The organism is Phytohabitans flavus, assembly GCF_011764545.1.
In the GTDB taxonomy this organism is placed as follows: Bacteria; Actinomycetota; Actinomycetes; order Mycobacteriales; family Micromonosporaceae; genus Phytohabitans; species Phytohabitans flavus.
Map to the genome: position 1 here is coordinate 3,878,524 of NZ_AP022870.1, position 25,995 is coordinate 3,904,518.

Sequence of the window (25,995 nt, forward strand, 5' to 3'; positions counted from 1 at the left end):
GTGACACAGCCCCCACAAGCCGTCCGGAGAACCCGATGTGCCCGCACCAAACGCCCTGTCCCTCCGCTGAAGCCACCGATAGGGAAGCCGCACGCGTCGTCGCATGCTTTCCCGAGCAAGGCTGGAGCCTGCTCTGCAATGGCGTGATCATCTTCGAGGACACCGGCGAGCTCCTGCCCGACGGTAGGACCATCGCCCCGCACCGCGGCCCGGCCCGCCACGCCCTGGCCGCCTGAGACAGGGCACGCTCCATCTGAGTGAGCATGCCACCCGCCTCGCCCCCAACGTTCGCGGGCTGAGGCTCTCGACGGACACTGTCGTCCCTCCCCGTACCCGCGCGGTTGATCAGGGAGTTAATGGGGCGACGCGCCGAGCGACACGCCCACCAACTCCCTGATCAACTCCAGCGAGCGCAGCGAGCCCTCAGGCGTACGAGTCGACCGGCGGGCAGGCGCAGACCAGGTTGCGGTCGCCGAAGGCGCCGTCTATGCGGCGGACCGGGGGCCAGTACTTGGCCGCGCGGTCTGCCGCCGACGGGTAGGCCGCCACCGACCTTGGGTAGGGGTGGGTCCACTCGTCCGCCGTGACCATCGAGGCGGTGTGCGGGGCGTTCGCGAGCGGGTTGTCGGCGCCCCACGAGGCGACCGTGTCGATCTCCGCGCGGATGGCGATCATCGCGTCGCAGAAGCGGTCCAGCTCGGCCAGGTCCTCCGACTCCGTCGGCTCGACCATCAGCGTGCCGGCCACCGGGAACGACATCGTCGGCGCGTGGAAGCCGTAGTCGACCAGGCGCTTGGCCACGTCGTCCACGGTGACGCCGGTCGCCTTGGCGAGCGGGCGCAGGTCGAGGATGCACTCGTGGGCGACAAGGCCCTTGCTGCCCGCGTACAGCACCGGGTAGTGCTCGCCCAGCCGCGCGGCCACGTAGTTCGCCGCCAGCACCGCCGCTCCCGTCGCCCGCATCAGGCCGTCCGGGCCCATCATCCGCAGGTACGCCCACGGGATCGGCAGGATGCCCGCCGAACCGAATGGGGCAGCCGAGACGGAACCAGCCGCCGAACCCGACGCCGGCAGGAACGGCGCGAGGTGCGCGCGCACCGCCACCGGCCCCACCCCCGGCCCGCCGCCGCCGTGCGGGATGCAGAAGGTCTTGTGCAGGTTGAGGTGCGACACGTCGGCGCCGAAGCGGCCCGGCTTGGCGTACCCGACGAGGGCGTTGAGGTTTGCCCCGTCGACGTACACCTGGCCGCCGGCGTCGTGCACCTTGGCGCAGAGCGAGGCGATGCCGGTCTCGTACACGCCGTGGGTGGACGGGTACGTGACCATGACGGCGGCCAGCGACTCGCCCACGTCCGAGATCTTGCGCTCCAGGTCGACCAGGTCGACGTTGCCGTCCGCGTCGCAGGCCACGACCACCACGCGCATACCGGCCATCACCGCGCTCGCCGCGTTGGTGCCGTGCGCGCTGGACGGGATGAGGCACACGTCGCGGGCGGTGTCGCCGCGGGACAGGTGGTACGCCCGGATGGCCAGCAGGCCGGCCAGCTCACCCTGCGAGCCGGCGTTGGGCTGGACGCTCACCGCGTCGTACCCGGTGACCTCGGCCAGCCACCCCTCCAGCTGGGAGATCAGCTCGGTGTACCCGGCCGCCTGGTCCGCCGGCGCGAACGGGTGCACATTCGCGAACTCGGGCCACGTCACCGGCTCCATCTCGGTGGTGGCGTTGAGCTTCATCGTGCAGGAGCCGAGCGGGATCATGCCCCGGTCCAGCGCGTAGTCCTTGTCGGCGAGCCGTCGCAGGTAGCGCAGCATGGCCGTCTCGGAGTGGTGGCTGTGGAAGACCGGGTGGCTCAGGTACTCCGACGTGCGCGGCAGCGGCACCGAGGCGGTCACCGGATCGACCGGCTCGACGCCGAACGCCGCCCACACCTCCGCCAGATCCGCCGGAGTGGTCGTCTCGTCGCAAGCGATACCCACGGCGTCGGCGGAGACCAGCCGCAGGTTTACGCCGCGCGCGGCGGCAGCGGCGACGACGTCGGAAGCCCGACCGGGCACGACGGCCGTCACCGTGTCGAAGAAGTCGTCGGACGCCAGGGTGACGCCGCCCGCGCGGAGGCCGGCGGCGAGCGTGGCGGCGCGGTCGGCCACCCGGGACGCGATCGCGCGCAGGCCCTCGGGACCGTGGTAGACCGCGTACATGCTGGCCATCACGGCGAGCAGCACCTGGGCGGTGCAGATGTTGCTGGTCGCCTTCTCCCGGCGGATGTGCTGCTCGCGGGTCTGGAGCGCCAGCCGGTACGCGGGGGCGCCGTCGGCGTCGCGGGAGACCCCGACCAGGCGGCCGGGCAGCATCCGCTCCAGGCCCGCGCGGACCACCAGGTAGCCGGCGTGCGGGCCGCCGAATCCCATGGGTACCCCGAAGCGCTGTGTCGTGCCGGCGGCGATGTCCGCGCCGATCTCGCCCGGCGGGCGCAGCAGCGTGAGCGCGAGCAGGTCGGCGGCGACGGTCACCAGCGCACCGGCCGCGTGGGCCGCGTCGATCAGTGCGGCGTGGTCGCGCACCGCCCCGGAGGTACCGGGGTACTGGAGGTGCAGCCCGAAGAACTGCTCCGGCAGCGGCTCACTGTCGAGATCCAGGACGAGCACCGAAAGGCCCAGCGGCTCGGCGCGGGTGCGGATCACGTCGACGGTCTGGGGCAGGGCGTCGGCGTCCACCACGTACACCTGGCTGGTGCTCTTGCTCGCGCGGCGGGCGAGGGTCATCGCCTCGGCCGCGGCGGTGGCCTCGTCGAGCATCGACGCGTTCGCGGTGGTGAGGCCGGTGAGGTCGGCCACCATGGTCTGGAAGTTGAGCAGCGCCTCCAGGCGGCCCTGGCTGATCTCCGGCTGGTACGGGGTGTACGCGGTGTACCAGGCCGGGTTTTCCAGGACGTTGCGGCGGATCACGGCCGGCGTGTGCGTGCCGTAGTAGCCGAGTCCGATCATCGAGACCGCCACCGTGTTGCGGGAGGCGAGCGCACGCAGCTCGGCGAGCGTCTCCTCCTCGCTCGCGGCCGGCGGCAGGTCGAGCCCGTCGTGCCAGCGGATGACCTCGGGGATCGCGGCGTCCATCAGCTCGTCGAGCGAGCCATACCCCACGGCCTCCAGCATGCGCCGCTGCTCGGCGGCGGAGGGTCCGATGTGGCGAGCGGAGAAACTCATGGGCGACTCCCGGGAAGGTCGGCTATCCAACCTCCCCCTCTGTCGCACCCAGTGCGCTCCAGAGTCGCCTGCCCTCGCGGTCCTTTTGCCTGAGAGGTTCCGGGGAGGATTTGCCCCTTCGGCGCCGTGTAACGGTCTCTCCCGCGCGGGTAGTACCGGCGCGTCCAACTTACCAGCGCCTGTGTTTCGCGGGGGTGACGCCCACTACGGTGGGCGCGTGACATACGAAGCCGCGGATGACCGCTACGAATCCATGACCTACCGCCGCGCCGGGCGCAGCGGGCTCCGGCTGCCGGCGATCTCGCTCGGGCTGTGGCACAACTTCGGCCATGGGCGCCCGCTCGACACGCAGCGGGCGATCCTGCGCCGCGCGTTCGACCTCGGCGTGACGCACTTCGACCTGGCCAACAACTACGGGCCGCCCGGGGGCGCCGCGGAGGAAAACTTCGGGCGGGTCCTCGCCACGGACTTCCAGGCGTACCGGGACGAGGTGATCATCTCCTCGAAGGCCGGCTACTACATGTGGCCCGGGCCGTATGGCGAGTGGGGCTCCCGCAAGTACCTGGTCTCCTCGCTCGACCAGTCGCTGCGCCGGATGGGCCTCGACTACGTGGACATCTTCTACCACCACCGCCCGGACCCGGACACTCCGATCGAGGAGACGATGTCGGCGCTCGACCACATCGTGCGCTCCGGCAAGGCCCTCTACGTCGGCATCTCCAACTACAACTCGGAGCAGACCGCGGCCGCCGCGGCGGTGCTGCGCGACCTGGGCACTCCGCTGCTGATCCACCAGCCGTCGTACTCGATGGTCAACCGGTGGATCGAGCGGGACGGGCTGCTCGGCACCCTGGAGGAGGCGGGCGCGGGGTGCATCGCGTTCAGCCCGCTCGCCCAGGGCCTGCTCACCGACCGCTATCTCGCCGGCGTCCCGGTGGACTCGCGGATCGGCACCGGCGGGTTCCTCAAGGAGAGCGCGCTGACCGAGGAGACGATGGGCAAGGTCCGCGCGCTGGGCGAGATCGCGGCACGCCGTGGGCAGTCCCTCGCCCAGCTCGCGCTCGCCTGGGCGCTCCGCGACCCGCGCATGACGAGCCTCATCATCGGGGCCAGCAGCGTCGCCCAGCTCGAGGCGAATGTGGCGGCGCTGGACAACCTGGCGTTCACCGACGACGAGCTGGCGGAAATCGAGAAGTACGCGACCGAGTAGGGCACCCCCGGGAGGGCTCGGCGAAGGTCGAGCCCTCAGCCGGCGCGGCGGCGGGCCCGGCGGGCGGCGAGCTCGTCGCCCACGGCGCCCGCGTCCGCCGCATCCTCTTCCTCGGCGAGCTCTGTGGTCACCGGGGCGCCGGCGGCCGGCTCGGCGGGCAGGTGCGAGAGCGAGCCCTGGATCTCCTTGAAGGCGCCGCCGATCGCGATGCCGAAGACGCCCTGGCCGCCCTGGAGCAGGTCGACGACCTCCTCCGGCGAACGGCACTCGTACACCGTCGTGCCGTCCGAGATCATCGTGATGCCGGCCAGGTCGCCGACGCCGCGGGAGCGGAGGGTGTCGATCGCCTTCCGGATGTTCTGCAAGGAGACGCCGGCGTCGAGCAGCCGCTTGACCACCTTGAGGACCACCAGGTCGCGGAACGAGTACAGGCGCTGCGTGCCCGACCCTGACGCGTCCCGGATGCTCGGCACCACCAGGGCGGTGCGCGCCCAGTAGTCGAGCTGGCGGTAGCTGATCCCGACCGCGTGGCAGGCGGTCACACCGCGATATCCGACGGTGTCGACCTCTACGCCGCCCTCGGCGACGGAGGAGGAACCCTCATCCATGTGGCAACCTCCCAAACGGGGCTGTGCTGGCCGCGCTCGCTGTGCTCGCGAAGCCCTTCCGAGCCGGGCCAACGGCGCCAACCCTATAGCGCACCTGGAGGGTTGCCGGGGAGGCTTTCGTGCGACACGCCGCCTGCGGGCGACGAGTCACACACCTCTACCCCGCGAAGTCCTCCGGGCGCACCTGCTCCAGGAACTCCCGGAACTTCTCCACCTCGTCTTCCTGCTCATCCGGAATGACGATGCCGGCCTCACTCAGCACCTGGTCCGAGCAGCGGATCGGGGCACCCACACGGAGCGCCAGCGCGATCGAGTCGCTCGGCCGGGCGGAGACGCGGAGTCCGTCGCCGATCAGCAGGTCGGCGTAGAACACGTTTTCCTTCAATTCCGTGATCTCGACCGCGCGCAACGGGGCCTTCAAAGCCGCCAGTATGTCGCGCAATAGGTCGTGTGTAAGTGGCCGGGCCGGTTTGACGCCCTGCTGCTCGTACGCGATCGCGGTGGCCTCGACCGCACCGATCCAGATCGGCAGGTAACGGTCGCCCTCGACCTCCCTGAGCAGCACGATCGGCTGGTTGCTGGGCAGCTCCACCCGCACCCCGACCACGCTCAGCTCGCGCACCGCCGCCTCCGTGTGGTTGTGTCTTCCCGCCCTCACCGTCACGGTACACGGACCGCCGGTGGCCCGTCCCCCGCGGTTTGTGTCAACGACACGTAGCCGTTGACACAAAAGAACTCATCGCCCCATTGCCTCACGCAGTCCCACCCGTACCAGTGCCGCGTGCAACTGCTGTGAGAGGCGCACCAGGTCATCGGCGGTATGGTCGGCGCGGGCCCGTGCGGCCGGGTCATTCTGCCGCGCCAGCGGCGCCAGCAGCTGGGTGAAGAGACCCACCTCACGGTCGGCCGCCGAGCGGAAGGCGCGCAGGTGCCGGGGCTCGATCCCGAACGCGGCGAGGCCGGCCACCGCCTTGGCGATGGCGAGGCCGTCCGCGTCGTAGCGCCCCGGGGCGATCGGGGTGAGCAGCCCCAGCCGCTCGATCTCGGTGAGGGTGGTTTCGTCCAGCCCCGAGCGCTCGACGAGCTGCTCGCGGCTCAGGCGCGAGTCACCCTCCGGAGCGGGGCCCACGGCCACGAGGCGCACCGGCGCGGGCGCGGCGGCGTCGCGCGAGGCGAGCTGGTCGCGGATCACCTTCAGCGGCAGGTACTGGTCACGCTGGGCGCTCAGCACGAACCGCAGGCGCGACACGTCCTCCCAGCTGTACTTGCGGTAGCCGGCCGCCGTGCGGCGTGGCTCGACGAGCCCCTCGGCCTCCAGAAAGCGCAGCTTGGAGATTGTGGTGTCGGGAAACTCCGAACGCAGCTCGGCAAGCACCTCACCGATGCTCATCAACGCCGGCGGGGGCGTTGGCGACCCCGCCGACGACGCTGGCGAAGCCGACACCTGCTACCTGACGTCCTCGTCCGGGCGCGGCCCGGCGATGAACACCAGCCGGAACTTGCCGATCTGCACCTCGTCCCCATTGCTGAGGGTGGCCGCCTCGACCCGCTCGCGGTTGACATACGTCCCGTTGAGGCTCCCCACGTCGCGCACGGTGAAGGTACCGCCGTCGCGGTGGAACTCCGCGTGCCGCCGCGAGACCGTCACGTCGTCGAGGAAGATGTCGCTGTCCGGGTGGCGCCCGCTTGTCGTCACGTCATGGTCGAGCAGGAAGCGCGCGCCCGCATTCGGACCCCGCCGGACGACGAGCAACGCCATGCCGGGCGGCAGCGAGCCGGACATGCGGCTCGGCACCACGTCCGCGTCGGGACCCTCGAGAACCTCGTCGAGCGAACCGAGGTTCAGCGTGGACGTGACGTCGAGTGGGGGAAACTCGTCGTCTGGGCGAGTCATCTGACCACCTCACGGATCTATTCGGGCAGCGCTGAAACAACGGTTCCGGCTCGACTGGGCGAGCCTAGCCAGCGCCGAAATAAAGGGTCAACCAGACGCGCGGGCAAAGCCACGCAGTGTCAGCTCGCCGTCAGATCACGGTACGCCGCAGCGGTCAACAGCCCGTCGACTGCGGCCGGATCGGCCGGCTCGATCTCGACAAGCCAACCCTCGCCGTACGGGTCGGTGTTGATGACCTCCGGCTCCTCGACCAGCTTCTCGTTGCGCGCGACAACCGTGCCCGTGAGCGGCGCGTAGATCTCCGACACGCTCTTGGTCGACTCGACCTCGCCGAACGCCTCCCCCGCCGCCACGGCCGCACCGGGGTCGGGCAGCTGGACGTAGACGATGTCGCCGAGCGCGTCCTGGGCGAAGTGGGTGATACCCACCCTGACCGGCCCACCGCTCGTCCCGGCCACCCACTCGTGCTCGGCCGTGTATCGCAGGTCCTCGGGGATCACTGGCGGTCCTTAAGGTCAGGAGGTGGGGCGAGCGTGCTGGAGGCTGGTCGGAGCACGGAGGGCCGACACGTCGACCACATCGTGCTCTTGGACGATCACCGTACCGTTGTCGTTTCCCACCGACTCCACCACCCCGCCAGGTATCTTCAGCGCGGTCTCCATGGTCCGAGGCTCGCCGATGACCGTGATCGTGTAAGGGGCGGAGAGCTTGCGCCCGTCCACCTCGATGCCACCATCCCGGTCGAGAAACCAGGTCGAGGCCACGATCCGCGCCGCCGTACCGTCGGCGCCGCTGATCTGCATCGCCTCCGCGCCGGCGCCGCGCAGCTCCTGCACCGCGTCGAGGATCGCCGAGGCCTCGATCCGGTCCGAACCCTCCTGGAACACCACGGTCAGCCCCGGCCCCCGCGCCGGCAGCGTGCCGGCGAGCACGCCGAGCTCGTCCGCCCGCCGGGTGGCCTCGTCGAGCGCCGCCTGCCGCCCCTCCGCACCCGAGGTGAGCTGGCGCTGGCTGTCCTCCAGGTCGGCGATTTCGCCGCGCAGCCGCTCCTCGCGCGCCTCCAGGTCGGAGAGGATGCGCACCAGGTCCTCCTGCCGCGCGGACGCGAGGCCGGAGTCGGCTGTGTTGCTCTTGACCTGTACCACCAGCGTGAAGCCGAGCAGCGCGAGCAGCACGGCGATGACCACGGTGGCCGAGCTGACCCGCCGCTTGGCCGCCGCCGGCCGCGCACTCTCCGCGCGCTCACCATCAGGCAAAGCTTCAGCTGGTACGGGCGCCGCGTCACCGGGCGCGGTCTGCGGCTCGGGCTCGGGGCGGGGCTCCGGCAGCCGCTGCGTCTCCTCGGTGTCAGGCTTCGGCGGTCCGGGCAGCCGCTGGGTCTCCGCGTCAGCGTCCCCGTCCGCCTCCGGCCACCCGGTACCCGATGGCTTGTGCCCTTCGCTCACGGCCGTCCTCGCTTCGCTGCGGGCGGCCGCGAGGCTCCAAGTCGGCTGTGCCCGATGATTCGCTCGCTGCGCTCGCTCATGTCTTCTATGCCTTGAAGAGCCGCCGGCGGATGGCCGCCACGTTGCCGAAGATCCGCACGCCGAGCACCACGACCACGCCGGTGGAGAGCTGCCCGCCCACGCCGAGCTGGTCACCCAGGTACACGATCAGGGCCGCGACAAGCACGTTCGAGATGAACGAGATGACGAACTGCTTGTCGTCGAAGATCCCGTCGAGCCGGGCGCGGACGCCCCCGAACACGGCGTCGAGCGCGGCCACCACCGCGATCGGCAGGTACGGCTGGAGCGCCGCCGGCACCGTCGGGTCCAGCAGCACGCCGAGCACGATGCCGGCGGCCAGGGCGAGTACCGCGATCATGCGGCGCTCCCAGGGCCTGCGTAGGGGTGCTTCATTTCCCGCCTTCCGTGGTGCGAGGGGTGGGCGTGGCGGTGGGCGACGGCGTCGCGTAGCGCAGCTGCGGGTCCGACGCGGCCGGGAGCGTGAGGTCATCGACCCCGCGTACCGAGAAGGACATGCCCTCGTCCTCCACCAGCGCCCGGAAAAGCCGTGCCGTCGCGCTGTCCTTGAAGTCGTCCTCCATCTCGTCGGGTCCGATCGCGCGCACCACGTACGGGCGGTTGACCGGCCGGAAGTCGACCAGGATAGCCGAGCCGGCCGCCCGGATGGTCGAGGTGGCCGTGAGCCGCTGGTCGTTGATCGAGATGGCCTCGGCGCCGGCGCTCCACAGCGCGTTCGCGACCTCCTGAAGGTCGCGGTCGAGCACCCGGCCGAGGTCGGGCTTGCCGGCGCCGGTGACCGCGTCGACCGCGTCCGGCGCGTCGTCCAGCCGCACCTCCACGCCGTCACCGCGCACCCGGGCCAGCCCGGCGGCCGCCTCCTGGTCGCGCAGTCTCGCCGCGTCGCGGTCGTCCAGCACCGCGTCGCGCTGGCGGGACACCTCGTCGCGCAGCTGGTCGGCGTCGCGCTGGAGGTCGTCGGTGGCCGCCTGGCGCTGCTCGATCTGCTCGACCAGGCCGGCCCGCGCCTGGCTGCGGGAGGGCTCCTCGGCCATCGTCTGCCGGTACGCCACCACGAGCAGGAAACCGACCACCACCAGCGTCAACGCGCTCACCACGCGGATGCCGGTGGCCTGCCAGCCGCGCGGCTCGCCGGTGAGGGCCTTGCGCTTGGCCGCGTCCGCGTACCCCTGGTCGAGCGGGTTGCGGAACAGGTCGGTGAGGAAGTCCGGCGTGTACACCCGGGGCTGTTCCTGCTGCTGCTCGCTCCGCTCGCGCGGGTCCTGGGCCTGCTCGCTCACCGCTGGGCCGTCCGGACAGCACGGACGAGCTGGGCGGCCTGCACGACGTAGAGCGCCGCGGCGACCCAGTAGAGGACAAGCCCCCACCACGCGAGCCCCCAGCCGATCGGGAACGCGACCGGCGCCGCACCGTCGGAGGCGTGCGCGAGCAGCAGCACCGGGAACGCGGCCAGGATGATGAACGTCGCCGTCTTGCCCACGTAGTGCACGGGCGGCGGCCCGTACCCGTACCGGCGCAGCACGCCGAGGCTGGCGATCAGCACGACCTCGCGGGCCAGCAGCGCGGCGGTGAACTGCCACGGCACCACCTCGCGCACCGTGAACGCGACGAGCGTGGCGAGGATGTACAGCCGGTCGACGGCCGGGTCGAGCAGCTCGCCGAGGCGGCTGACCTGGCCGATGCGGCGGGCCACGTACCCGTCGACCCAGTCGGTGGTGCCGCCGATGGCGAGGACGATCACGGCGGCCACGTCGGACTGCGGCCCCAGCAGGAGATAGAGGAAGAGCGGCACGCCGAGCAGGCGGACGAAGCTGATCCCATTCGGGATGGTGAGGATCCGGGAAGCCTGGGCGCCTTGATGCGACACCGAGCCACTCCCTCCGCTTCCCCCCTTTGCAGCGGTTGAACTATATCCGCCTCACCTTTGGGGGGTGCGCGGCACACCCCGGCTGACCTCCAGCGGCTGGCTACTTAACCGGTTGATTTGACACAGACATTCATCTACGCTGATCCGGTCACCCAGGGAGCCGGGTGGTCTCCGCGTGGGGCTTGGGCAGAGCCCCCCCGTTCAACCGCCCTTTGGGCTCCTTTTCGAGGTGATCCATGAAAAGAAAGATCGCGATCGTCGGCGCGGCGGCCCTCGCCCTGCTCGCGTCGGTCATCTTCTTCGTCAAGCCGGCGGACGCCGCCGTGGGCCTGCGGGTCAGCGGCGGCCGCATCGTCGAGGCCAACGGCACCAACGTCGTCATGCGCGGCGTCAGCCACCCGCACGTCTGGTACACCAACCAGACAAGCTCGTTCGCGAACATCAAGGCGCTGGGCGCCAACACGGTACGGGTGGTGCTCGGCAGCGGGCAGCGCTGGGGCCCGAGCAACGACCTCTCCACGGTCGTCAACCTGTGCCGCGTGAACCGCCTGCTCTGTGTGCTGGAGGTGCACGACACCACCGGGTACGGCGAGGAGGGCGCGGCGGCCACCCTCGACCAGGCGGCCAGCTACTGGATCAGCCAGCGCAGCGCGCTCGCCGGCACCGAGAACTTCATCGTCATCAACATCGGCAACGAGCCGTTCGGCAACAACGCGAGCGTCTCGGCCACCTGGCCCACCGCCACGTCCAGCGCGATCAGCCGCCTCCGCGGCGCCGGCTTCGAACACCTGATCATGGTGGACGCGCCGATGTGGGGGCAGGACTGGCAGTTCATCATGCGGGACAACGCGCAGACCGTGTTCAACGCCGACCCGCAGCGCAACACCGTTTTCTCCATCCACATGTACGGCGTCTTCGACACCGCCGCGGAGATCCAGGACTACCTGGGCCGCTTCCGCACGGCGGGCCTGCCGATCGTGGTCGGCGAGTTCGGCCACAACCACTCAGACGGCAACCCGGACGAAGACACCATCATGTCGTACACCCAGACCAACGGCATCGGGTACATCGGCTGGAGCTGGAGCGGCAACGGCGGCGGCGTCGAGTACCTCGACATGGTCACCAGCTTCAACCCGGCCCAGCTCACCTCGTGGGGCCAGCGCATCTTCAACGGCGCGAACGGCATCCGCCAGACCTCACGCGAGCTGACCTGGTTCGGCGGCGGCCCGACCACCAGCCCGACGACCGGCACGCCGACCACCCGCCCGCCGACCACCCCGCCCACCACTCCCCCGACGACGCCACCGCCCGGCCGCGGCTGTACCGCGACGTACTCGGTGATCGGGCAGTGGCAGGGCGGCTTCCAGGGCGAGGTGCGCGTGACCGCCGGCAGCGCCGCGATCAGCGGGTGGACCGTCACCTGGGCCTTCCCGTCCGGGCAGAGCGTCAACCAGTCCTGGAACGCGCAGGTCAGCTCCAGCGGCGCGAACGTGACCGCCCGCAACATGACCTACAACGGCAACCTGGGCGCGGGCGCGAGCGCGACGTTCGGCTTCATCGGCTCGTGGAACGGCACCAACACCAACCCCACACCTACCTGTAGCGCCACCTGATCTCAGCTGTTTCAAGGGGCCTCGCCGCGCTCGCGGCGGGGCCCTTCCGCATGCAATAAACCGCAGGACCCGTGCAGAAAAGTGCATGGTCAGGCCGCTCACCTTGGCAAATGATGATCGTCGTGGGAGTCACTGTCTGGAACGAAGGTCGCCATGAACGCACCAAGCCGGAGATGGCCAAGATCTACCCGGATGGCATTCACGGTGCGATCGCCGGCGGTCTCCGTTCGGCCCTGCCGGACCTGGAGATCCATACCGGCACGCTCGACGAGCCAGCCCAGGGCCTTCCCGAAGAGCTACTCGAACAGACCGACGTGCTCCTCTGGTGGGGTCACACCGCGCACGACAAGGCCGACGACGCGCTTGTCGACCGCATCGCGGCCCGGGTGCTCGGCGGAATGGGCCTCGTCGTGCTCCACTCCGGGCACTACTCCAAGATCTTTCGAAAGCTCATGGGCACCACCTGCTCGCTCTCGTGGCGCAATGACGGGGAACGCGAGCTGGTGTGGACGATCAACCCGGCTCATCCGATCGCGGCCGGCGTCGACCAGCCAATTGTCATCGCCGAGCAGGAGATGTACGGGGAACCGTTCGACATCCCCGATCCGGACGAGATCGTATTCATCAGCTCCTTCGCCGGCGGCGAAGTCTTCCGTTCCGGTGTGACGTTCCGCCGCGGCCGAGGCCGCGTCTTCTACTTCAGTCCCGGCGACGAGGCGTACCCGGTCTACCGGAATCCGCAGATCCAGCGCGTCCTCGCGAACGCCGTGCGCTGGGCCATGCCCGGCTCCGCCGTCGTGCCCCCGCCGAGGCGGTCAGAGCAAACCGAGAGAGGTACTGATGCCGAGAGTTGTCAGCTTCACCGCCGCGCGAGTCGCCGAGGTGGTGGAGGAGCCGGCGCGTCCCCTGAACGAGCAGGACGTACGGCTGCGCACCCTGTTCTCCGGCATCTCCGCCGGCACCGAGCTGACGGCCTACCGAGGGACGAACCCCTACCTCTCCAAACAGTGGGACGGCGAGCGCCGCCTGTTCGTGGACGGCACGGCCTCCCGCGAGTACCCGCTGGTCGGCTGGGGGTACGAGGAAGTCGGCGAGGTCGTCGAGATCGGGACCGGCGTCGAGGGCGTGTCGGTCGGCGACCGGATCTGGGGCACCTGGGGGCACCGGAGCGAGACCGTCGTGACCGCCGAGTACGCCCGCGCCCGCGTGCTGGCCCCGGACGTGGACCCGCGGGTCGGGATGTTCTCGCAGATCGGCGGCATCGCGCTCAACGTCGTGCTCGACGCGGACATCCACGTCGGCGAGACCGTCGCCGTCTTCGGCCTCGGGGTGCCCGGTCAGCTTGTCGCGCAGCTCGCCCGGCTGAACGGCGCTCGGGTGATCGCGGTCGACGGTGTGGCGTCCCGCCGCGAGCTGGCACTGAAGCTCGGCGCGGCGGAGGCGCTCGATCCCGCGGACGGTGGGGTCGCGGAGCAGATCCGCGCCCGCACCGGCGGCCGGGGCGCGGACGTCTGCCTGGAGGTGACCGGCAACTACGCGGCGCTCCACGAGGCCATCCGCTCGGTGGCGTACAGCTCGCGCGTCTGCGCCGCCGGGTTCATGCAGGGCGACGGCGTCGGGCTGCGGCTCGGCGAGGAGTTCCACCACAACCGGGTACAGGTCGTGTCGACCCAGATCTCCGGCGTGGCGCCGGCTTTGCAGCACCGCTGGGATCGCTTCCGGCTCGACAGCACGGCGATTTCCCTCGCCTCGTCGGGCACTTTGCGGGTCACCGATCTCATCAGTCACACATTTTCGCTGGAGCAGGCCCCGAGGCATTCGAACTGCTCCACAAGGCGTCACAGGACGTCCTGCAGGTGGTACTTGCAGGCGCAGGCGTGACCTTCCGAGCTTGAGGTCGTCGCACCCACGGCGACGATGACGCACAACTCAGCGGAGTCAAGATGATCAATCTATCGCACCGCAGTACCTATAAATCGCACAGTCGGCGCTGGCGGATTGTCGTCGCGGCGGCGGCCGTAGTGCCGCTGCTGCTCGCCGGTTGCTCCTCTTCGGAGCCCGAGGAAGATGTGCCGGCGGGCGAAATCGGCGGCACGCTCAACTATTGGGTTCCCCTGGACACCGTCGACGACGCTACCGTCGCCGATTACACCCGGCTTTACGTCGACCCGTTCAAGAAGCAGTATCCGAACGTCGAATTCAAGCTCAGCCCGCAGAACAACGAGGGACTGACGCAGAAGACCCAGACGGCGCTCGCCGCGGGCCAGGCCCCGGACATCATTCCGCTGAACTCGACGCTCGCCATCCCGTTCGCGGAGGCCGGATACCTGGCCGATCTCGGCAAGCTCGCCGAGGACGAAGGCTGGAAGGACAAGATCTTCCCCTGGGCGATGGACATGGGGGTCATCGACGGAAAGCTCGTCGTGATGCCGGTGAGCTACGAGACCCTCGTGCTCTTCTACAACAAGACGCTTTTCGAGAAGAACGGGTGGAAGCCGCCGACCGACCGCGCGTCGCTGGAGGCGCTCGCGGGCCAGATGCAGGCGGCCGGGATCGTGCCGTTCGCCAACGCCAACGCTGACTACGCGGGCGCCACCGAACACGTGCTGTCGTGCTTCTTCAACCAGGTCGCCGGCCCGGGCAAGATCTACGACGCGCTGACCGGCAAGATCCCGTTCACCGACCAGGCGTTCGTCGACACGGTCGATCTGATGGTCGACTACTTCAAGCGGGGCTACTTCCAGGGCGGCGTCAAGCAGTACTTCTCGACGCCGGACACGCAGAAGATGGCCAAGCTCGCCAACGGCGGTACCGGCATGTTCGTGTCGGGCAGCTGGGAGATCGGCGGGATGAACGAGTACTTCGAGAAGAGCGGGAACGAGTGGGACTGGGCCCCGCTCCCGCCGCTGGCACCCGGGGTGCCCAGCGACGTCTTCCCGCTCGCGGTCGGTGACGCCGTGGCGGTCAACGCGGCGAGCAAGAACGCCTCCGCCGCGAAGGCCTACCTGAAATGGAAGTTCACGGACACCGAGGCGAACTGGCAGGCGATCAAGGACTTCGGCGACCTGCCGCTCCCGGTCAAGTTCGACGCTTCCGCGGCGCCGGAGGGTACCGATCCGGGCTTCCTCACGCAGTACACAGCGCTCAGCGACGCCTCGCTCAAGAAGCAGGTCGGGTACGTGACGTGGTCGTCGTTCGGCAGCGCGGCGGATTCCTACATCCTCGAAAACGAGGACCGGCTGCTCACCGGCGACCTGTCCACACGCGACTTCCTCGAAGGCATGAACAAGGCCTTCCAGAAGGACCGCGAGGAAGGGCTCATCCCACCGGTCTTCGAAACGGCCGCGAGGTAGGGGATGACCGCAGCCCCCACGACGCTGGCGGAGCCGACCGCGCGGGAGGAGCGAAAGCCCATCTCCCGCCGCGGCCGGCGCCGCCGTTCCCGCCTCGTCGCGATCGCGTTCCTGCTGCCCGCGCTCGCCCTCAACCTCCTGGTGATCGGCGGGCCCACGGTCAGCAGCATCGTCTACTCGTTCACCGACTGGAACGGCATCACGTCCCCGGAGTTCACCGGCCTCGAAAACTGGACGAACCTGGTCCAGGACGAATCGTTCTGGAACGCCATCGGACACAACTTCATCTATCTGCTCATCTTCCTGACCGTTCCGCTGGCGATGGGTCTGCTCGGCGCGTTCATGCTCTCGCGGATCCGCCGCGGCGCCGGGCTCTTCCGGGTGCTCTTCTTCATCCCGTACCTGCTCGTCAGCGTCATCACGGCACAGATTTGGCGGAACATCCTCGATCCCGAGTTCGGTATCGCGTCGGCGCTCAATGCCATCGGCATCCACTGGCTCGACGGCGTCTACTTCTTCGCCGACGAGAATCTGGCGCTCTACAGCGTCGCGTTCGTCGACAACTGGCACTTCTGGGGCTTCCTTGTCGTGCTCTTCCTCGCGGCGATGCAAGGCGTCGACGCGAGCCAGTACGAGGCGGCCCGCATCGACGGCGCGAACGCGTGGCACGAGTTCTGGCACGTGGTGTTGCCGGGCATCCGGCCGACGCTGACGTTCGCACTGACGATCATCGCGATCGGCAGCCTGCTCGTGTACGACTACCCGTTCATCCTCACCGGGGGTGGGCCGGCGGGCGCCACGGACGTCGCTTCGCTCATGGTCAACCGGACCGCGTTCCTCGAGCGGGACGCGGGCTACGCCTCGGCGATGGCGCTCGCGCTCTCGGTCCTGAGCGCGATCTTCCTGGTGTTGTTCGGGTTCCTGCGTCGCCGGGAGGAGGAGGTCTGATGGCGACTCTGACCGCCGCTGTCCGCGCGCGCCGGCGCAGGCGCCCCGCGGAGCGGCCGCCGGGTGGGCTCGGCCGCACGCCGATCTCGTACGCCGTGCTCACCCTGCTCGGGCTCTTCGCGATCCTTCCGGTGCTCGTGCTCCTGTTCAACTCGCTCAAGACGAGCTTGGAGATCGGCACCAACCCGCTCGGCCTGCCCACTTCCGCGGACTTCTCGAACTTCGCGGAGGCGTGGCGGCGGGGCAACATGGCCCGCGGTTTCGCCAACACCGCGTTTCTCGTCGTGGGCACGATCCTCGGGACGTGGCTCATGGCGGGCACGGCGGCGTACTCGCTCGCGCGGCTCAACCCGCCAGCCAAACGCTGGATCGAAAACTATCTCTTCGTCATCATCTCGCTGCCCGTGCAGATGTTCATCGTGCCGCTCTTCTTCCTCTGGGTGAAGCTCGGCCTGATCGACACGCTGATCGGGCTCGTCATCATCTATGTCGCGCTCAACACGCCATTTTCGGTGCTGCTGCTGCGCACGTTCCTCGTCGGCATCCCGAAGGAGCTGGACGAGGCGGCCCGGCTCGACGGGGCGAACGAGTGGCAGATCGCGACGCGCGTCATCATGCCGCTCAGCTGGCCCGGCTTCCTGACCGTCGGCCTTGTCGCGGGGCTCGGCGCGTACTCCGAGCTGCTCTTCGCGGTCACATTCCTGATCGACGTCGAGAAGATGCCGGTGGCGACGGCGTTCCTCCAGTTCAGTACCGGATACAGCCAGCTCTACAACCTTGTCAACGCGGCGGGCGTGATCATCGTGATCCCGCTCATCGTCCTGTTCCTTTTCATGCAGCGTCGTTTCATAGCGGGTCTCGCCGCGAGCGGGACCAAGGGGTGACCAATCAAATGACATTCAGACTGGCCGCGCAGGAGCGGATGCTCGAAGGCGACACCTTGGAGGAGAAGTTCGCCTTCGCGCAATCCGTGGGGTTCGACGGCATCGAGCTGTCCGGGCGGGGTGGCGGAGTGTTCGCCGGCCGCGCCGAGGAGCTGGCACAGGCGCGCAAAGCCGGGGTGGTGATGCCGAGCGCCGTTGTCGCGCAGGTCCCGTTCCTCGGCGACTTCGACCCCGAGCGCCGGCGCAGCGCGATCTCGGAGCTGAGCGAGCTGCTGCGCACGCTGCCGCAGGCCGGAGCGGCCGGGATCGTCTCCCCCAACGCGTTCGGCGTCTTCTCGAAGCGGCTCCCGCCGTTCACCGTGCCGCGCGACGACGACGAGTCCTGGCGGTCGCTCGTGGAGGCGCTGCGCGAGGTGGCCGCCGTCGGCGAGGAGTACGGCAGCGTCGTGTTCCTCGAACCGCTGAACCGGTTCGAGGACTACCTGATCAACACGCTGGAGCAGGCGTCCCGGGTCGTCGACGAGGTCGGCTCGCCGGCCGTACGGGTGATCGCCGATACGTTCCACATGTCGATCGAGGAAGCCGACATCGGGGCGGCCATCCGCGCGGCGGGCGATCGGATCGCGCACGTGCAGCTCGGCGACAGCAACCGGCTGGAGCCGGGAGCCGGCCACTACGACTGGGACGAGACGCTGGCGGCGCTGGAGGACATCGGGTACGGCGGCTGGCTCGCGATGGAGTGCGGGCTCAGCGGCGAGCCGCGGGACGTACTGCCGCGCGTGGCCCAGCTCCTCAAGCGCTGACGGGCGGGCTGGTCACCCGGGGAGTTGGGACCGATTCGCGCGCCGGTACTCCCCGGGTGACTTGCCGGTGTACTTCTTGAACGCCACGCCCATGTACTCGGCGTGGCTGAAGTTGAGCCGCTCGGCGAGCTGCGGCAGCGTCCAGTCGGTGCTGATGAGCAGGTCGGCCAGGCGTTCCATGCGCACGCGCGTGATCTCCTCGTGCACGGTACGGCCGAGGAAGCGCAGGAAGCGGTAGTCCAGCGCGCGCCGGGAGAGCCCGACGTGGCGCTGGATCGCCGCGACCGGGATGCCTTCGTCGACCTTGTCGCGGATGAGCCGCAGCGCTCGGGCGACCACCGGGTCGGAGACCGCGAGGATGTCCGACGACTGCCGGGTGACCACCCGCAGCGGCGGGATCAGGTGCAGGCGCGGGTCGGTGGCCTGGCCGGACATCATCTGGTCGAGCAGCGACGCGGCGAGGAAGCCGGTGCGGGTCGTGTCGGGCTGGATGCTGGACAGCGCCGGCGTCGTCAGGTTGCACATCAGCTCGTCGTTGTCGACGCCGAGGACGGCCACGCTGTCCGGCACCGCCAGATCCGCGATCTTGCACGCTTCGAGGACCTCCTGGCCGGCGATGTCGTAGCAGCTCAGGACCCCGACCGGCTTGGGCAGGCCGAGCAGCCAGCGGGCGAGCGCGAGCCGGCCGCCGGACGGCTCCATCCGGAACTCGTGCGGCTCGAATCCCAGCTCCCGGACGTGGGCGGCGAAGCTGTCACCGCGCTTGACCGACCAGCCGAACCGCGCGTCGCCGCAGTAGGCGAAGTTGTGCAGCCGCCGCTCCGCGAAGTGCTCCACGGCCCAGCGGGCGATCGTCGCGTCGTCGGTCTCGACGCACGGCAGCTCCGGCGTGAGGTAGGCGGCGCTGAGGTCGACCGCGGGCACCCCTAGGCGGCGCACCCGCTCCGCGGTCTCGCGGGTTTCGATGCGGGCGATGATGCCGTCACCGCGCCAGCCGTCGAGCCACGACAGGTCGGTCTCCTGCCGGCTGTGCTCGGCCAGGTAGATCGACCAGCCGGGGTGGGTGACCAGGTACTTCTTGATCCCGACGAGCAGGCCGCGGGCGTACGCGTTGGAGGTCTCCACCAGCAGGGCGACGTGGCGGGTGCCGCTCGGTTGGGGTGGGGCGGGGTGGTGCGCGATGGCTGTATCCATGGGGGCTCTGTCCTGGGGGTATGTGCTCACTTTCCGGCGCCCGCCGCGGTGTGCGAAATCTAAGGGCCGCAGCGGGATAGTTCATGGAGCTTACGTAGCGCCGTCCGTACCTTTGCATCGTAACGAAGAAAGGTACACGCATGAGACAAAAGGTACGGATCGGTATTGTTGGGCTAGGTTTTGGCGCCGAGTTCATCCCGATCTATCAGGCCCACCCGCACGCCGAGCTCGTCGCGGTGTGCCAGCGCACCGAGGAGTCGCTGCACCGGATCGCCGACCACTTCGGCATCGAGGGCCGGTACACCGACATCGACGCGATGCTGGAAGACCTGAATATCGACGCCGTTCACATCAACTCCCCATCGCCGTACACGCTGAGCATTCGATCGCCGCGCTCAACGCCGGGAAGCATGTCGCCTGCACCGTGCCCATGGCGACGTCGGTCGAGGACTGCACACGTATCGTTCGCGCCCAGGAGGACTCCAGGAAGTCCTACATGATGATGGAGACCGCCGTCTACACCCGCGAGTTCCTGTACGCCAAGGACCTTCGCGACAGCGGACAACTCGGGCGGATTCAGTTCCTTCGCGGCGCCCACATGCAGGAAATGGCCGGTTGGCCCGACTACTGGCTGGACCTGCCGCCGATGCACTACGCCACCCACGCGGTCGCGCCGCTGCTCGCGCTCGCCGACCGCCCGGCCCAGTCGGTGCGCTGCCTCGGCTCCGGCCGCGTCAACCACGCCGCGACGCGCGGCGGACCACCGTTCGCCGTCGAGACCGCGCTGTTCCGCCTCCGCGACTCGGACCTTGCCATGGAGGTGACCCGCTCGTTGTTCGACGTCGCCCGCGAGTACGTCGAGAGCTTCGACGTCTACGGCGAGAAGATGGCCTACGAATGGCAGCAGGTCGAGCGGGAACTCCCCGTCGTGTTCACCGGTGAGGACGGCAAGCGGGTGGAGATACCCGACTACGCGGACCGGCTGCCCGCCGAGATCCGCGAATACACCACCCGCGGCGTGTACGACGCCACGGAGAACCAGCACCTGTCTTTCACCCAGGGCAGCGGGCACGGCGGCTCGCACCCCCACATGGCCCACGAGTTCGTGATGTCGATCCTCGAGGGGCGGCCGCCGTTCCCCGACGTCTACACCTCGGCCAACTGGACCAGCGCCGGCATCTGCGCCCACGAGTCGGCGCTGCGTGGCGGCGAGGAGATCGCGCTTCCGGTGTACAGCCGTCCGGCGGTGGGTGTCGATGCCTGACCTGATCGTGCGACCGGAACGCGGGACCGTCGGCGTGTTCCGTACCGGTAGCGAGACACCGATCCTGGTCCAGCACGCCCAGCCGGACACCCGGCCCTACATCCACCCGATCGTCTCGCCGACCGGCGTCGGCACCGTCACCGAGGACGCGCCCGACCATCACCCGTGGCAGCACGGCGTCTCGGTCGGGCTCAACGACGTCAACGGCGTCGGCTTCTGGCACGAGCGGATGCACCCGAAGCACCCCAACGACGGCACGTTCCACCCGGTGCTGGTCGGCGAGCCGGCGGCGGACGGCGACCGGGCGACCTGGGTGGTACGCACCGAGCTGCGCGCCCCGGACGGCGCGGCGCTGCTGCACGAGACCCAGGCGTGGACGCTCACCGACCGCGGCGACCGGTACGAGCTCGGCCTCGCCCTCGGTCTCCGGGCGGCGACCGACCTGACGTTCGGCCAGTACCCGTACGGCGGGCTGTTCCTGCGCATGCCGTACCGGCCCGAGATCGGCGGGACGGTGTTCGACAGCGAAGGCAGGACCGGCGCGGACGCCGAGCAGCAGCCCGCGCGGTGGGTGGCCGTCCAGATGCCGCTGCTCGACGCCGGCCCGGACGAGGACCCGCCGCTGGTCGTCGTCATGGACCACCCCGCCAACTTCCGGCATCCGGTGCGGTGGCGGGTCGACAACGAGCTGGGCGTCGGGCCGAGCCCCAGCATCGCCGGCGCCTGGCAGCTCGTGGCGGGCCAGGAGCGGGTCTTCCACCACAACATCGTGGTTTTCGGCGCTTCCGTCGAGCCGCCGGTGATCGAGGAGTCGTGGCAGGCGTTCGCGCGGGTGGTCCCCGCATGAAGACGGCGATCGTGGTGCACCCCGACTTCGAGCGGATCTGGCCGTTCGTCGCCGACCATCTCCACACGCTGCTGCGGGCCAGGACGGACGTCTCGTTCACCCGCCTGCCGGCCGGCGCGGACGCTGCGCTGCCGGAGACGGCGGATGTCCAGCGGCTGTTCTCGCTCGGCGTGTACCCGACCGACGACGACCTCGACGGGCTGCCCGCGCTCGTCGAGGCGTTCGTCGCCGGCACCTGGCCGCCGCCGGAGGACCTGGACGAGCGGCTCGGGCGGCACGGCGTCCGGCGGCTCACCCTCCCGTCCGAGGGCCACTGGGCGCAGTCCGTGGCCGAGTACGCGCTCGGCCTCACGATCTGCGGGCTGCGCCGGATCCCGCAGCAGCACGCCGCGATCGTCGGTGACGACTCGCCGTGGAAGTACGAGTACCAGCAGTTCGGCGACGATCTGGCGTTCAGCAACGGTACGGTCGCCGGCAAGCGGGTCCGGATCGTCGGCGCCGGCAACATCGCCAGCCGGTACGCGAGTTGGACGCACATGCTCGGCGCGGACGTGGCCGCCTGGGACCCGTTCGCCACCGAGCCGTCGTTCCACCGGGCCGGCGCGCGCAGGGAGTGGCACCTGGAGCGGCTGCTCACCGACGCGGAGATCTTCGCTCCGATGGTGCCGCTGCGCGACAGCACCGAGGGGCTGATCACGGCCGAGCACATCCGTGCCCTGCCGAAGGGCTGCCTCGTCGTGCTGGTCACCCGCGCGACCGTCTGCGACGTACCCGAGCTGCGCCGCCGGGTACTCGCCGACGAGCTGAGCCTCGCCGCCGACGTGTTCGACGTCGAGCCGCTGCCGCTGGGCGACCCGCTGCTCGGCCGGCACAACGTCGTACACACGCCGCACAACGCGGGGCGCACGATGCACGCCAACCTGAGCTACGCGGAGTCGCTCGCCGCCCAGCTCCCGGACTGAGGGCCTTGGGGCTGGTGGGCCGCGCGGCCCATCAGCCCCAGACGTCCTCGGCGGTCTCCACCACCAGCCGGAGCTTCGCGACCTGCTCGTCGTACGTGAGCGCGTTGCCCTCCACAGTGGACGAGAAGCCGCACTGCGGTGACAGGCACAGCTGCTCCAGCGGCACGTAGCGGGCCGCCTCGTCGATGCGGCGCTTCAGGTCGTCCTTGCTCTCCAGCTCGCCGCGCTTGGTGGTGACCAGGCCGAGCACCACCATCTTGCCGGGCGGTACGAAGCGCAGCGGGCCGAAGCCGCCGGAGCGGGCGTCGTCGTACTCCAGGAAGAAGCCGTCGACGTCGAGCTGGGTGAAGAGCGCCTCGGCGACGAAGTCGTACCCACCCTCGGCCGCCCACGACGACCGGAAGTTGCCCCGGCACATGTGGGTGGTGACGGCCATGCCGGGCGGGCGGCCGGCCAGCGCGGCGTTGATCTGCCGGATGTACCGCTCGTGCTGGTGCATCGGGTCGCCGCCGTGGGCCCCGACGAACTCGCGCTGCCGGGGGTCGTTGAGGTACGCGAGGCTCGTGTCGTCGAGCTGGAGGTAGGTGCAGCCGAGCAGGGCGAGCCGGCGCACCTGCTCGGCGTACGCGGCGGAGAGGTCGTCCCAGAACTGGTCGAGGTCCGGGTAGACCTCGGCGTCGACCGCCGCCCGGCCGCCACGGTAGTGGACCATGCTCGGCGACGGGATCGTGAGCTTCGGGACGTTGGTCTTGACCTGCGACTGGAGGTACGTGAACGCGTCCACGAAGATCGGCTTCTCGAGCGAGACGCGGTCGTGCACGCGCAGCGCCGCCGAGCTGAACTCCAGCGTGCCCTCGTCGTTGAAGAACCGCACGGTCATCTTCTCGTCGGCCGGGTCGATGCCGCCGAGCTGGTAGATGAAGTCCATGTGCCAGGAGGTCCGGCGGAACTCCCCGTCGGTGGCCGAGCGCAGGCCGACCTCCTCCTGCATGCGGACGACCTCGGTGATCGCGTCGTCCTCGACCGCGCGCAGCTGCTCGGCCGTGATGCGGCCGGCGGCCCGGTCCTCCCGCGCGCGCAGCAGCGCGGCGGGGCGCAACAGGCTGCCGACGTGGTCGGCGCGGAACGGTGGGCGGTTGCGTTGATCCATAGGCTAACGATAGACCTCGATGCGCTTGCGAATGTCCAACTCGTCGCGGCCGGTCTCTCGCGCCGGTAACATCTGATCATGGAGGAGACGCGCTGGCTGACGCCTGAGCAGCAGCGTGCCTGGCGGCGGTTCGCGGCCGTGGTGACGCAGCTGCCCAGCGCCCTCGACACCCAGCTCCAGCAGGACGCGCACCTCACCCACTTCGGCTACTGGGTGATGGCGATGCTCTCCGAGGCGCCCGGCCGCGCGCTCCGGATGACCGAGCTGGCGATGCTCTCCAACGGCTCCCTGTCGCGCCTGTCCCACCTGGTCGGGCGCCTGGAGGAGCGCGGTTGGGTGCGGCGCGAGCGCACCCCGGAGGACGGCCGGGGCTACGTGGCGGTGCTCACCGACGACGGGTACCGGAAGGTGGTCGAGACCGCGCCCGGCCACGCGGACAAGGTGCTGTCGTTGGTGTTCGACGCGCTGACGCCGGAGCAGGTCGCCCAGCTCGACGAGATCAGCGCGATCATCCTGTCCCGCATCGAGCTGTGACCGGGGCGCCCGGTGGGCGCCCCGGTCCTGCGCGGGCTAGATCAGATCCGCCCGGTGCCGGCGCCGCTCGTCACCGACCCCTTGACGCTGCTCGCGCTGTCCATCTGGTACGAGTACGGGATACCGGCCACGCTGCCGCCGGTCTCGCCAGTGCCGGAGTTCACGAAGTGGTTGTTGCGGGCCACCAGGTTGCCGTCCGGCGAGCTGCCCTCACCACGGTGGAACGGGTCCTCGACGTTCTCGAAGTAGTTGCCCTCGACGAGGACACCCGCGCCGCACGTCGACGCGACACCGTAGCTGCCGACGTTGCTGTAGTAGTTGTTGAACACGTGGACCGGGTTGCCGAAGCGCACCCGCGGGTGCCGCTGGTTGGTGCCGTCGAACCAGTTGTTGTTGTACGTCACCCGCAGCTTGCCCCGGTCCTCGCTGCCGTTGTCGTCCGAGTGCCCCAGCAGCGCGGTCTTGTCGTGGTTGAAGAAGCGGTTCCACGAGACCGTGACGTAGTCGGACGCGCGCTTGATGTCGACCGCGCCGTCGCTGCCGGCGCTGAAGTTGTTGTGGTCGATCCAGACCCGGGTCGAGTACTGCACGTTGATCGCGTCGTCGCCCCAGCCCCGGAAGTTGATGTTCCGGATGATGACGTTGCTGACGCTGGCGACGTTGAGCCCGCCGCCGGTGATCGTGGCGCCGCTGCCGACGCCGATGATGGTCTTGTTGGCCGCCACCTTCTGCATGCCGCTGATCGAGATCGTGCCGGACACCCGGATGACCCGGGCGCCGCTGGCCTGCATGTTGCTGATCAGGGCGGACGAGGTGGTGACGGTCACCGGCGGGGTGCTGCCGCCGCCGGACGTTCCGCCGCCCTGCGTGGCCCAGCCCTGCAGGTTGAACGTGGCGGCGGACGCCTCCGGCATCGCGACCAGGGCGCCGGCCGCGGCGAGCGCCAGTGCGACGGCGCCGATCGCGGGTCCACGCCAGCGGCGGCGGCGCGGGCGCTCGCTGTCGTCGGTGCGGTGGAGCGTCATCGGGAACCTCCCGTGGACAGTGCGCCGCGGACGGCCGGCGGCGAGGCAGATCGGCGGCGGCAGGCGCGGCGGAAACGGTAGCCCGGAGGACAGGAAAACGCTTTCCAGGTCCGAGCGTATCGACGTTCATGAATCGTGTCAACCAAGGGGGATGCCCTCCCGGACGCGAAGGCGTTACGCTTTTCCGCGCCGGCGGCACCGCCGGACGACTCCGCCCGGCCCCCACTCGGGCGACCTCCGCCGTGCCGCCCCGTAGGGAGACTGAGTGCCCAGCCGCCCGGACCACCTTGGCCCGCGCCCCGCGCGGCCGGCTGACGCACCGCCGCCCGGCCCCGGCCGCCGCCGCGCGCCGGCGTCCGGCTTCCGCCGACCCACCAGGTCCGAGGTGCTGCTGGTCTGGGCACCGAGCGCGCTCGGCGTGGCGGTGGCACTCGTCATCGTCACGGCCGTCACGGTCACCAGAGGCTCCGGCGCCGCCGGCCCGGCACCGCGTGCCTCCATCGACTACGCGTGGACCCCGCCGGTCGCCGACTACACCCCGGCCGTCGCCATCAGCACCCGCGCCCCGTCGCCGACGCTGCCGCCGCCCAACACGCTGCCGCCGCTGTCACCGTCGTCCAAGCCCACCACGGCCAAGCCACGCACGACGCCCCCTCCCCCGCCACCCCCGGTGACCGGCCGCTACTCGGTCGTCGACGGGTACCGCGGCGGCTTCATCGGCGAGGTCCTGGTCACCAACCCGACCGCCAACCCGCGCGACTGGACGGTAAGGCTCGAATTCCCGCGCGACGTCGGCCGCCTCTACACCTTCTGGGTGGAGGGCGCACCCCCGCCCGAGCTGGACCGCCCAGGCGACGCATACGTCTTCACCAGCCGCGCCCCGGTCGCGGCCCGCGGCAAGGTCGCGCTCCGCTTCCAGTTCGAACGCTGGGGCCGCGACATCGACCCGACCACCTGCTCCGTCAACAACACCCCCTGCGTCAACAGCTGACGCCGCACATCCTCAGACCCTTGAAGAGCCAAATCTGAGCTACCGCGATGTCCGCGGTGGTCCAGGCCGTCGCTCCCGCGGCCTCACCCTCCGCGGTTCACAATCAACCCCTGGCCCGCAGGGC

At 70.0% G+C, this 25,995-nt stretch carries 26 protein-coding genes, 2 pseudogenes and 1 riboswitch; of the genes and pseudogenes, 15 read left to right on the forward strand and 13 right to left on the reverse strand.

The annotated features are described in order from the left end of the window. The first annotated feature begins 35 nt into the window (after positions 1-35). On the forward strand, positions 36-236 hold the full coding sequence (locus Pflav_RS16840) for a DUF5999 family protein (protein ID WP_173037016.1): 201 nt from the start codon (positions 36-38) through the stop codon (positions 234-236). Positions 237-423: 187 nt separating this feature from the next. Here the strand turns inward: Pflav_RS16840 and gcvP are convergent, their stop codons facing one another. Then, complete coding sequence (gcvP, locus tag Pflav_RS16845; RefSeq protein WP_180201268.1) at positions 424-3,201, reverse strand: aminomethyl-transferring glycine dehydrogenase; 2,778 nt, start codon at positions 3,199-3,201, stop codon at positions 424-426. A gap of 67 nt (positions 3,202-3,268) precedes the next feature. Continuing rightward, positions 3,269-3,355, reverse strand: a riboswitch (glycine riboswitch). A gap of 63 nt (positions 3,356-3,418) precedes the next feature. On the opposite strand from gcvP, the gene mgrA reads away from it, so the two are divergent. Further along, positions 3,419-4,411 carry an L-glyceraldehyde 3-phosphate reductase gene (mgrA, locus tag Pflav_RS16850; RefSeq protein WP_173037018.1) on the forward strand — a complete coding sequence of 331 codons (993 nt, stop codon included), beginning with the start codon at positions 3,419-3,421 and terminating at the stop codon, positions 4,409-4,411. Positions 4,412-4,446: 35 nt separating this feature from the next. Here the strand turns inward: mgrA and Pflav_RS16855 are convergent, their stop codons facing one another. From Pflav_RS16855 to Pflav_RS16895, 9 genes are all read right to left on the reverse strand, one after another. Next, on the reverse strand, positions 4,447-5,019 hold the full coding sequence (locus Pflav_RS16855; RefSeq protein WP_173037019.1) for a MerR family transcriptional regulator: 573 nt from the start codon (positions 5,017-5,019) through the stop codon (positions 4,447-4,449). 157 nt (positions 5,020-5,176) lie between these two features. Next, positions 5,177-5,641 (reverse strand): bifunctional nuclease family protein, encoded by a 465-nt coding sequence (locus tag Pflav_RS16860; protein ID WP_173042466.1) that lies wholly within the window; start codon positions 5,639-5,641, stop codon positions 5,177-5,179. A gap of 114 nt (positions 5,642-5,755) precedes the next feature. Beyond that, positions 5,756-6,409, reverse strand: a complete 654-nt coding sequence (gene ftsR / locus Pflav_RS16865) for a transcriptional regulator FtsR (protein ID WP_173037020.1) — start codon at positions 6,407-6,409, stop codon at positions 5,756-5,758. A 57-nt stretch (positions 6,410-6,466) separates the two neighbouring features. Then, on the reverse strand, positions 6,467-6,913 hold the full coding sequence (odhI, locus tag Pflav_RS16870; protein ID WP_173037021.1) for an oxoglutarate dehydrogenase inhibitor Odhl: 447 nt from the start codon (positions 6,911-6,913) through the stop codon (positions 6,467-6,469). 119 nt (positions 6,914-7,032) lie between these two features. Then, positions 7,033-7,413: a glycine cleavage system protein GcvH gene (gcvH, locus tag Pflav_RS16875; RefSeq protein ID WP_173037022.1), complete on the reverse strand. Its 381-nt coding sequence runs from the start codon at positions 7,411-7,413 to the stop codon at positions 7,033-7,035. A gap of 15 nt (positions 7,414-7,428) precedes the next feature. Then, positions 7,429-8,358, reverse strand: a complete 930-nt coding sequence (locus tag Pflav_RS16880) for a DUF881 domain-containing protein (protein ID WP_173037023.1) — start codon at positions 8,356-8,358, stop codon at positions 7,429-7,431. Between the two features lie 85 nt (positions 8,359-8,443). Continuing rightward, on the reverse strand, positions 8,444-8,776 hold the full coding sequence (locus tag Pflav_RS16885; RefSeq protein ID WP_173037024.1) for a small basic family protein: 333 nt from the start codon (positions 8,774-8,776) through the stop codon (positions 8,444-8,446). Positions 8,777-8,807: 31 nt separating this feature from the next. Next, the gene (locus tag Pflav_RS16890) at positions 8,808-9,716 is read right to left on the reverse strand and encodes a DUF881 domain-containing protein (RefSeq protein WP_173037025.1); all 909 of its coding nucleotides are present in this window, start codon (positions 9,714-9,716) and stop codon (positions 8,808-8,810) included. Then, positions 9,713-10,303, reverse strand: coding sequence for a CDP-alcohol phosphatidyltransferase family protein (locus Pflav_RS16895; protein WP_173037026.1), 591 nt, complete (start codon positions 10,301-10,303; stop codon positions 9,713-9,715). The genes Pflav_RS16890 and Pflav_RS16895 overlap by 4 nt, the downstream gene beginning before the upstream one ends. Positions 10,304-10,539: 236 nt before the next feature. Between Pflav_RS16895 and Pflav_RS16900 the strand changes: the two genes are divergently transcribed. The 7 genes and pseudogenes from Pflav_RS16900 to Pflav_RS16925 all read left to right on the forward strand — a co-directional run bounded on the left by Pflav_RS16900 (position 10,540) and on the right by Pflav_RS16925 (position 17,904). Further along, the gene (locus tag Pflav_RS16900; protein ID WP_173037027.1) at positions 10,540-11,916 is read left to right on the forward strand and encodes a cellulase family glycosylhydrolase; all 1,377 of its coding nucleotides are present in this window, start codon (positions 10,540-10,542) and stop codon (positions 11,914-11,916) included. Between the two features lie 173 nt (positions 11,917-12,089). After that, a pseudogene (locus Pflav_RS48765) lies at positions 12,090-12,635 on the forward strand (ThuA domain-containing protein); the annotation flags it as partial. Between the two features lie 121 nt (positions 12,636-12,756). Next, positions 12,757-13,797 (forward strand): zinc-dependent alcohol dehydrogenase, encoded by a 1,041-nt coding sequence (locus Pflav_RS43650; RefSeq protein ID WP_197938594.1) that lies wholly within the window; start codon positions 12,757-12,759, stop codon positions 13,795-13,797. 62 nt (positions 13,798-13,859) lie between these two features. Beyond that, positions 13,860-15,269 (forward strand): ABC transporter substrate-binding protein, encoded by a 1,410-nt coding sequence (locus Pflav_RS16910; protein ID WP_173037028.1) that lies wholly within the window; start codon positions 13,860-13,862, stop codon positions 15,267-15,269. Positions 15,270-15,272: 3 nt separating this feature from the next. Next, positions 15,273-16,217 (forward strand): carbohydrate ABC transporter permease, encoded by a 945-nt coding sequence (locus Pflav_RS16915; RefSeq protein WP_197938595.1) that lies wholly within the window; start codon positions 15,273-15,275, stop codon positions 16,215-16,217. Next, positions 16,217-17,101 carry a carbohydrate ABC transporter permease gene (locus Pflav_RS16920; RefSeq protein ID WP_173037029.1) on the forward strand — a complete coding sequence of 295 codons (885 nt, stop codon included), beginning with the start codon at positions 16,217-16,219 and terminating at the stop codon, positions 17,099-17,101. The genes Pflav_RS16915 and Pflav_RS16920 overlap by 1 nt, the downstream gene beginning before the upstream one ends. Positions 17,102-17,109: 8 nt before the next feature. Further along, positions 17,110-17,904 (forward strand): sugar phosphate isomerase/epimerase family protein, encoded by a 795-nt coding sequence (locus tag Pflav_RS16925; RefSeq protein WP_173037030.1) that lies wholly within the window; start codon positions 17,110-17,112, stop codon positions 17,902-17,904. A gap of 12 nt (positions 17,905-17,916) precedes the next feature. Here the strand turns inward: Pflav_RS16925 and Pflav_RS16930 are convergent, their stop codons facing one another. Continuing rightward, positions 17,917-19,098 carry an AraC family transcriptional regulator gene (locus tag Pflav_RS16930; protein ID WP_173037031.1) on the reverse strand — a complete coding sequence of 394 codons (1,182 nt, stop codon included), beginning with the start codon at positions 19,096-19,098 and terminating at the stop codon, positions 17,917-17,919. A gap of 140 nt (positions 19,099-19,238) precedes the next feature. Here Pflav_RS16930 and Pflav_RS48770 point away from each other — a divergent pair. The 4 genes and pseudogenes from Pflav_RS48770 to Pflav_RS16945 all read left to right on the forward strand — a co-directional run. Further along, positions 19,239-19,403, forward strand: a pseudogene (locus tag Pflav_RS48770) (Gfo/Idh/MocA family oxidoreductase); the annotation flags it as partial. Then, positions 19,337-20,362 (forward strand): Gfo/Idh/MocA family protein, encoded by a 1,026-nt coding sequence (locus tag Pflav_RS16935; RefSeq protein ID WP_415624323.1) that lies wholly within the window; start codon positions 19,337-19,339, stop codon positions 20,360-20,362. The pseudogene Pflav_RS48770 and the gene Pflav_RS16935, both read left to right, overlap by 67 nt. Next, positions 20,355-21,209, forward strand: coding sequence for a DUF6807 domain-containing protein (locus Pflav_RS16940; RefSeq protein ID WP_173037032.1), 855 nt, complete (start codon positions 20,355-20,357; stop codon positions 21,207-21,209). Before Pflav_RS16935 ends, Pflav_RS16940 begins: the two co-directional genes overlap by 8 nt. Continuing rightward, positions 21,206-22,171, forward strand: a complete 966-nt coding sequence (locus Pflav_RS16945) for an NAD(P)-dependent oxidoreductase (protein ID WP_173037033.1) — start codon at positions 21,206-21,208, stop codon at positions 22,169-22,171. The genes Pflav_RS16940 and Pflav_RS16945 overlap by 4 nt, the downstream gene beginning before the upstream one ends. 31 nt (positions 22,172-22,202) lie before the next feature. On the opposite strand, the gene Pflav_RS16950 is transcribed toward Pflav_RS16945, so the two are convergent. After that, positions 22,203-23,321, reverse strand: coding sequence for a 5-methyltetrahydropteroyltriglutamate--homocysteine S-methyltransferase (locus Pflav_RS16950; protein WP_173037034.1), 1,119 nt, complete (start codon positions 23,319-23,321; stop codon positions 22,203-22,205). Between the two features lie 78 nt (positions 23,322-23,399). On the opposite strand from Pflav_RS16950, the gene Pflav_RS16955 reads away from it, so the two are divergent. Further along, positions 23,400-23,855 carry a MarR family winged helix-turn-helix transcriptional regulator gene (locus Pflav_RS16955; protein WP_173037035.1) on the forward strand — a complete coding sequence of 152 codons (456 nt, stop codon included), beginning with the start codon at positions 23,400-23,402 and terminating at the stop codon, positions 23,853-23,855. A 41-nt stretch (positions 23,856-23,896) separates the two neighbouring features. Here the strand turns inward: Pflav_RS16955 and Pflav_RS16960 are convergent, their stop codons facing one another. Continuing rightward, positions 23,897-24,880: a pectate lyase family protein gene (locus Pflav_RS16960; RefSeq protein WP_173037036.1), complete on the reverse strand. Its 984-nt coding sequence runs from the start codon at positions 24,878-24,880 to the stop codon at positions 23,897-23,899. A gap of 265 nt (positions 24,881-25,145) precedes the next feature. On the opposite strand from Pflav_RS16960, the gene Pflav_RS16965 reads away from it, so the two are divergent. Next, positions 25,146-25,871: a cellulose-binding protein gene (locus tag Pflav_RS16965; RefSeq protein ID WP_173037037.1), complete on the forward strand. Its 726-nt coding sequence runs from the start codon at positions 25,146-25,148 to the stop codon at positions 25,869-25,871. Positions 25,872-25,995 lie beyond the last annotated feature (124 nt).

Coding starts and splice junctions, on each gene's coding strand:
- Pflav_RS16915 (WP_197938595.1), top strand. CDS start 15,273: ATGACCGCAGCCCCCACGACGCTGGCGGAGCCGACCGCGCGGGAGGAG.
- Pflav_RS16930 (WP_173037031.1), bottom strand. CDS start 19,098: ATGGATACAGCCATCGCGCACCACCCCGCCCCACCCCAACCGAGCGGC.
- Pflav_RS16945 (WP_173037033.1), top strand. CDS start 21,206: ATGAAGACGGCGATCGTGGTGCACCCCGACTTCGAGCGGATCTGGCCG.
- Pflav_RS16855 (WP_173037019.1), bottom strand. CDS start 5,019: ATGGATGAGGGTTCCTCCTCCGTCGCCGAGGGCGGCGTAGAGGTCGAC.
- Pflav_RS16840 (WP_173037016.1), top strand. CDS start 36: ATGTGCCCGCACCAAACGCCCTGTCCCTCCGCTGAAGCCACCGATAGG.
- Pflav_RS16960 (WP_173037036.1), bottom strand. CDS start 24,880: ATGACGCTCCACCGCACCGACGACAGCGAGCGCCCGCGCCGCCGCCGC.
- Pflav_RS16940 (WP_173037032.1), top strand. CDS start 20,355: ATGCCTGACCTGATCGTGCGACCGGAACGCGGGACCGTCGGCGTGTTC.
- odhI (WP_173037021.1), bottom strand. CDS start 6,913: ATGACTCGCCCAGACGACGAGTTTCCCCCACTCGACGTCACGTCCACG.
- Pflav_RS16885 (WP_173037024.1), bottom strand. CDS start 8,776: ATGATCGCGGTACTCGCCCTGGCCGCCGGCATCGTGCTCGGCGTGCTG.
- Pflav_RS16910 (WP_173037028.1), top strand. CDS start 13,860: ATGATCAATCTATCGCACCGCAGTACCTATAAATCGCACAGTCGGCGC.
- Pflav_RS16955 (WP_173037035.1), top strand. CDS start 23,400: ATGGAGGAGACGCGCTGGCTGACGCCTGAGCAGCAGCGTGCCTGGCGG.
- Pflav_RS16925 (WP_173037030.1), top strand. CDS start 17,110: ATGACATTCAGACTGGCCGCGCAGGAGCGGATGCTCGAAGGCGACACC.
- Pflav_RS43650 (WP_197938594.1), top strand. CDS start 12,757: ATGCCGAGAGTTGTCAGCTTCACCGCCGCGCGAGTCGCCGAGGTGGTG.
- ftsR (WP_173037020.1), bottom strand. CDS start 6,409: ATGAGCATCGGTGAGGTGCTTGCCGAGCTGCGTTCGGAGTTTCCCGAC.
- Pflav_RS16900 (WP_173037027.1), top strand. CDS start 10,540: ATGAAAAGAAAGATCGCGATCGTCGGCGCGGCGGCCCTCGCCCTGCTC.
- Pflav_RS16950 (WP_173037034.1), bottom strand. CDS start 23,321: ATGGATCAACGCAACCGCCCACCGTTCCGCGCCGACCACGTCGGCAGC.
- gcvP (WP_180201268.1), bottom strand. CDS start 3,201: ATGAGTTTCTCCGCTCGCCACATCGGACCCTCCGCCGCCGAGCAGCGG.
- Pflav_RS16920 (WP_173037029.1), top strand. CDS start 16,217: ATGGCGACTCTGACCGCCGCTGTCCGCGCGCGCCGGCGCAGGCGCCCC.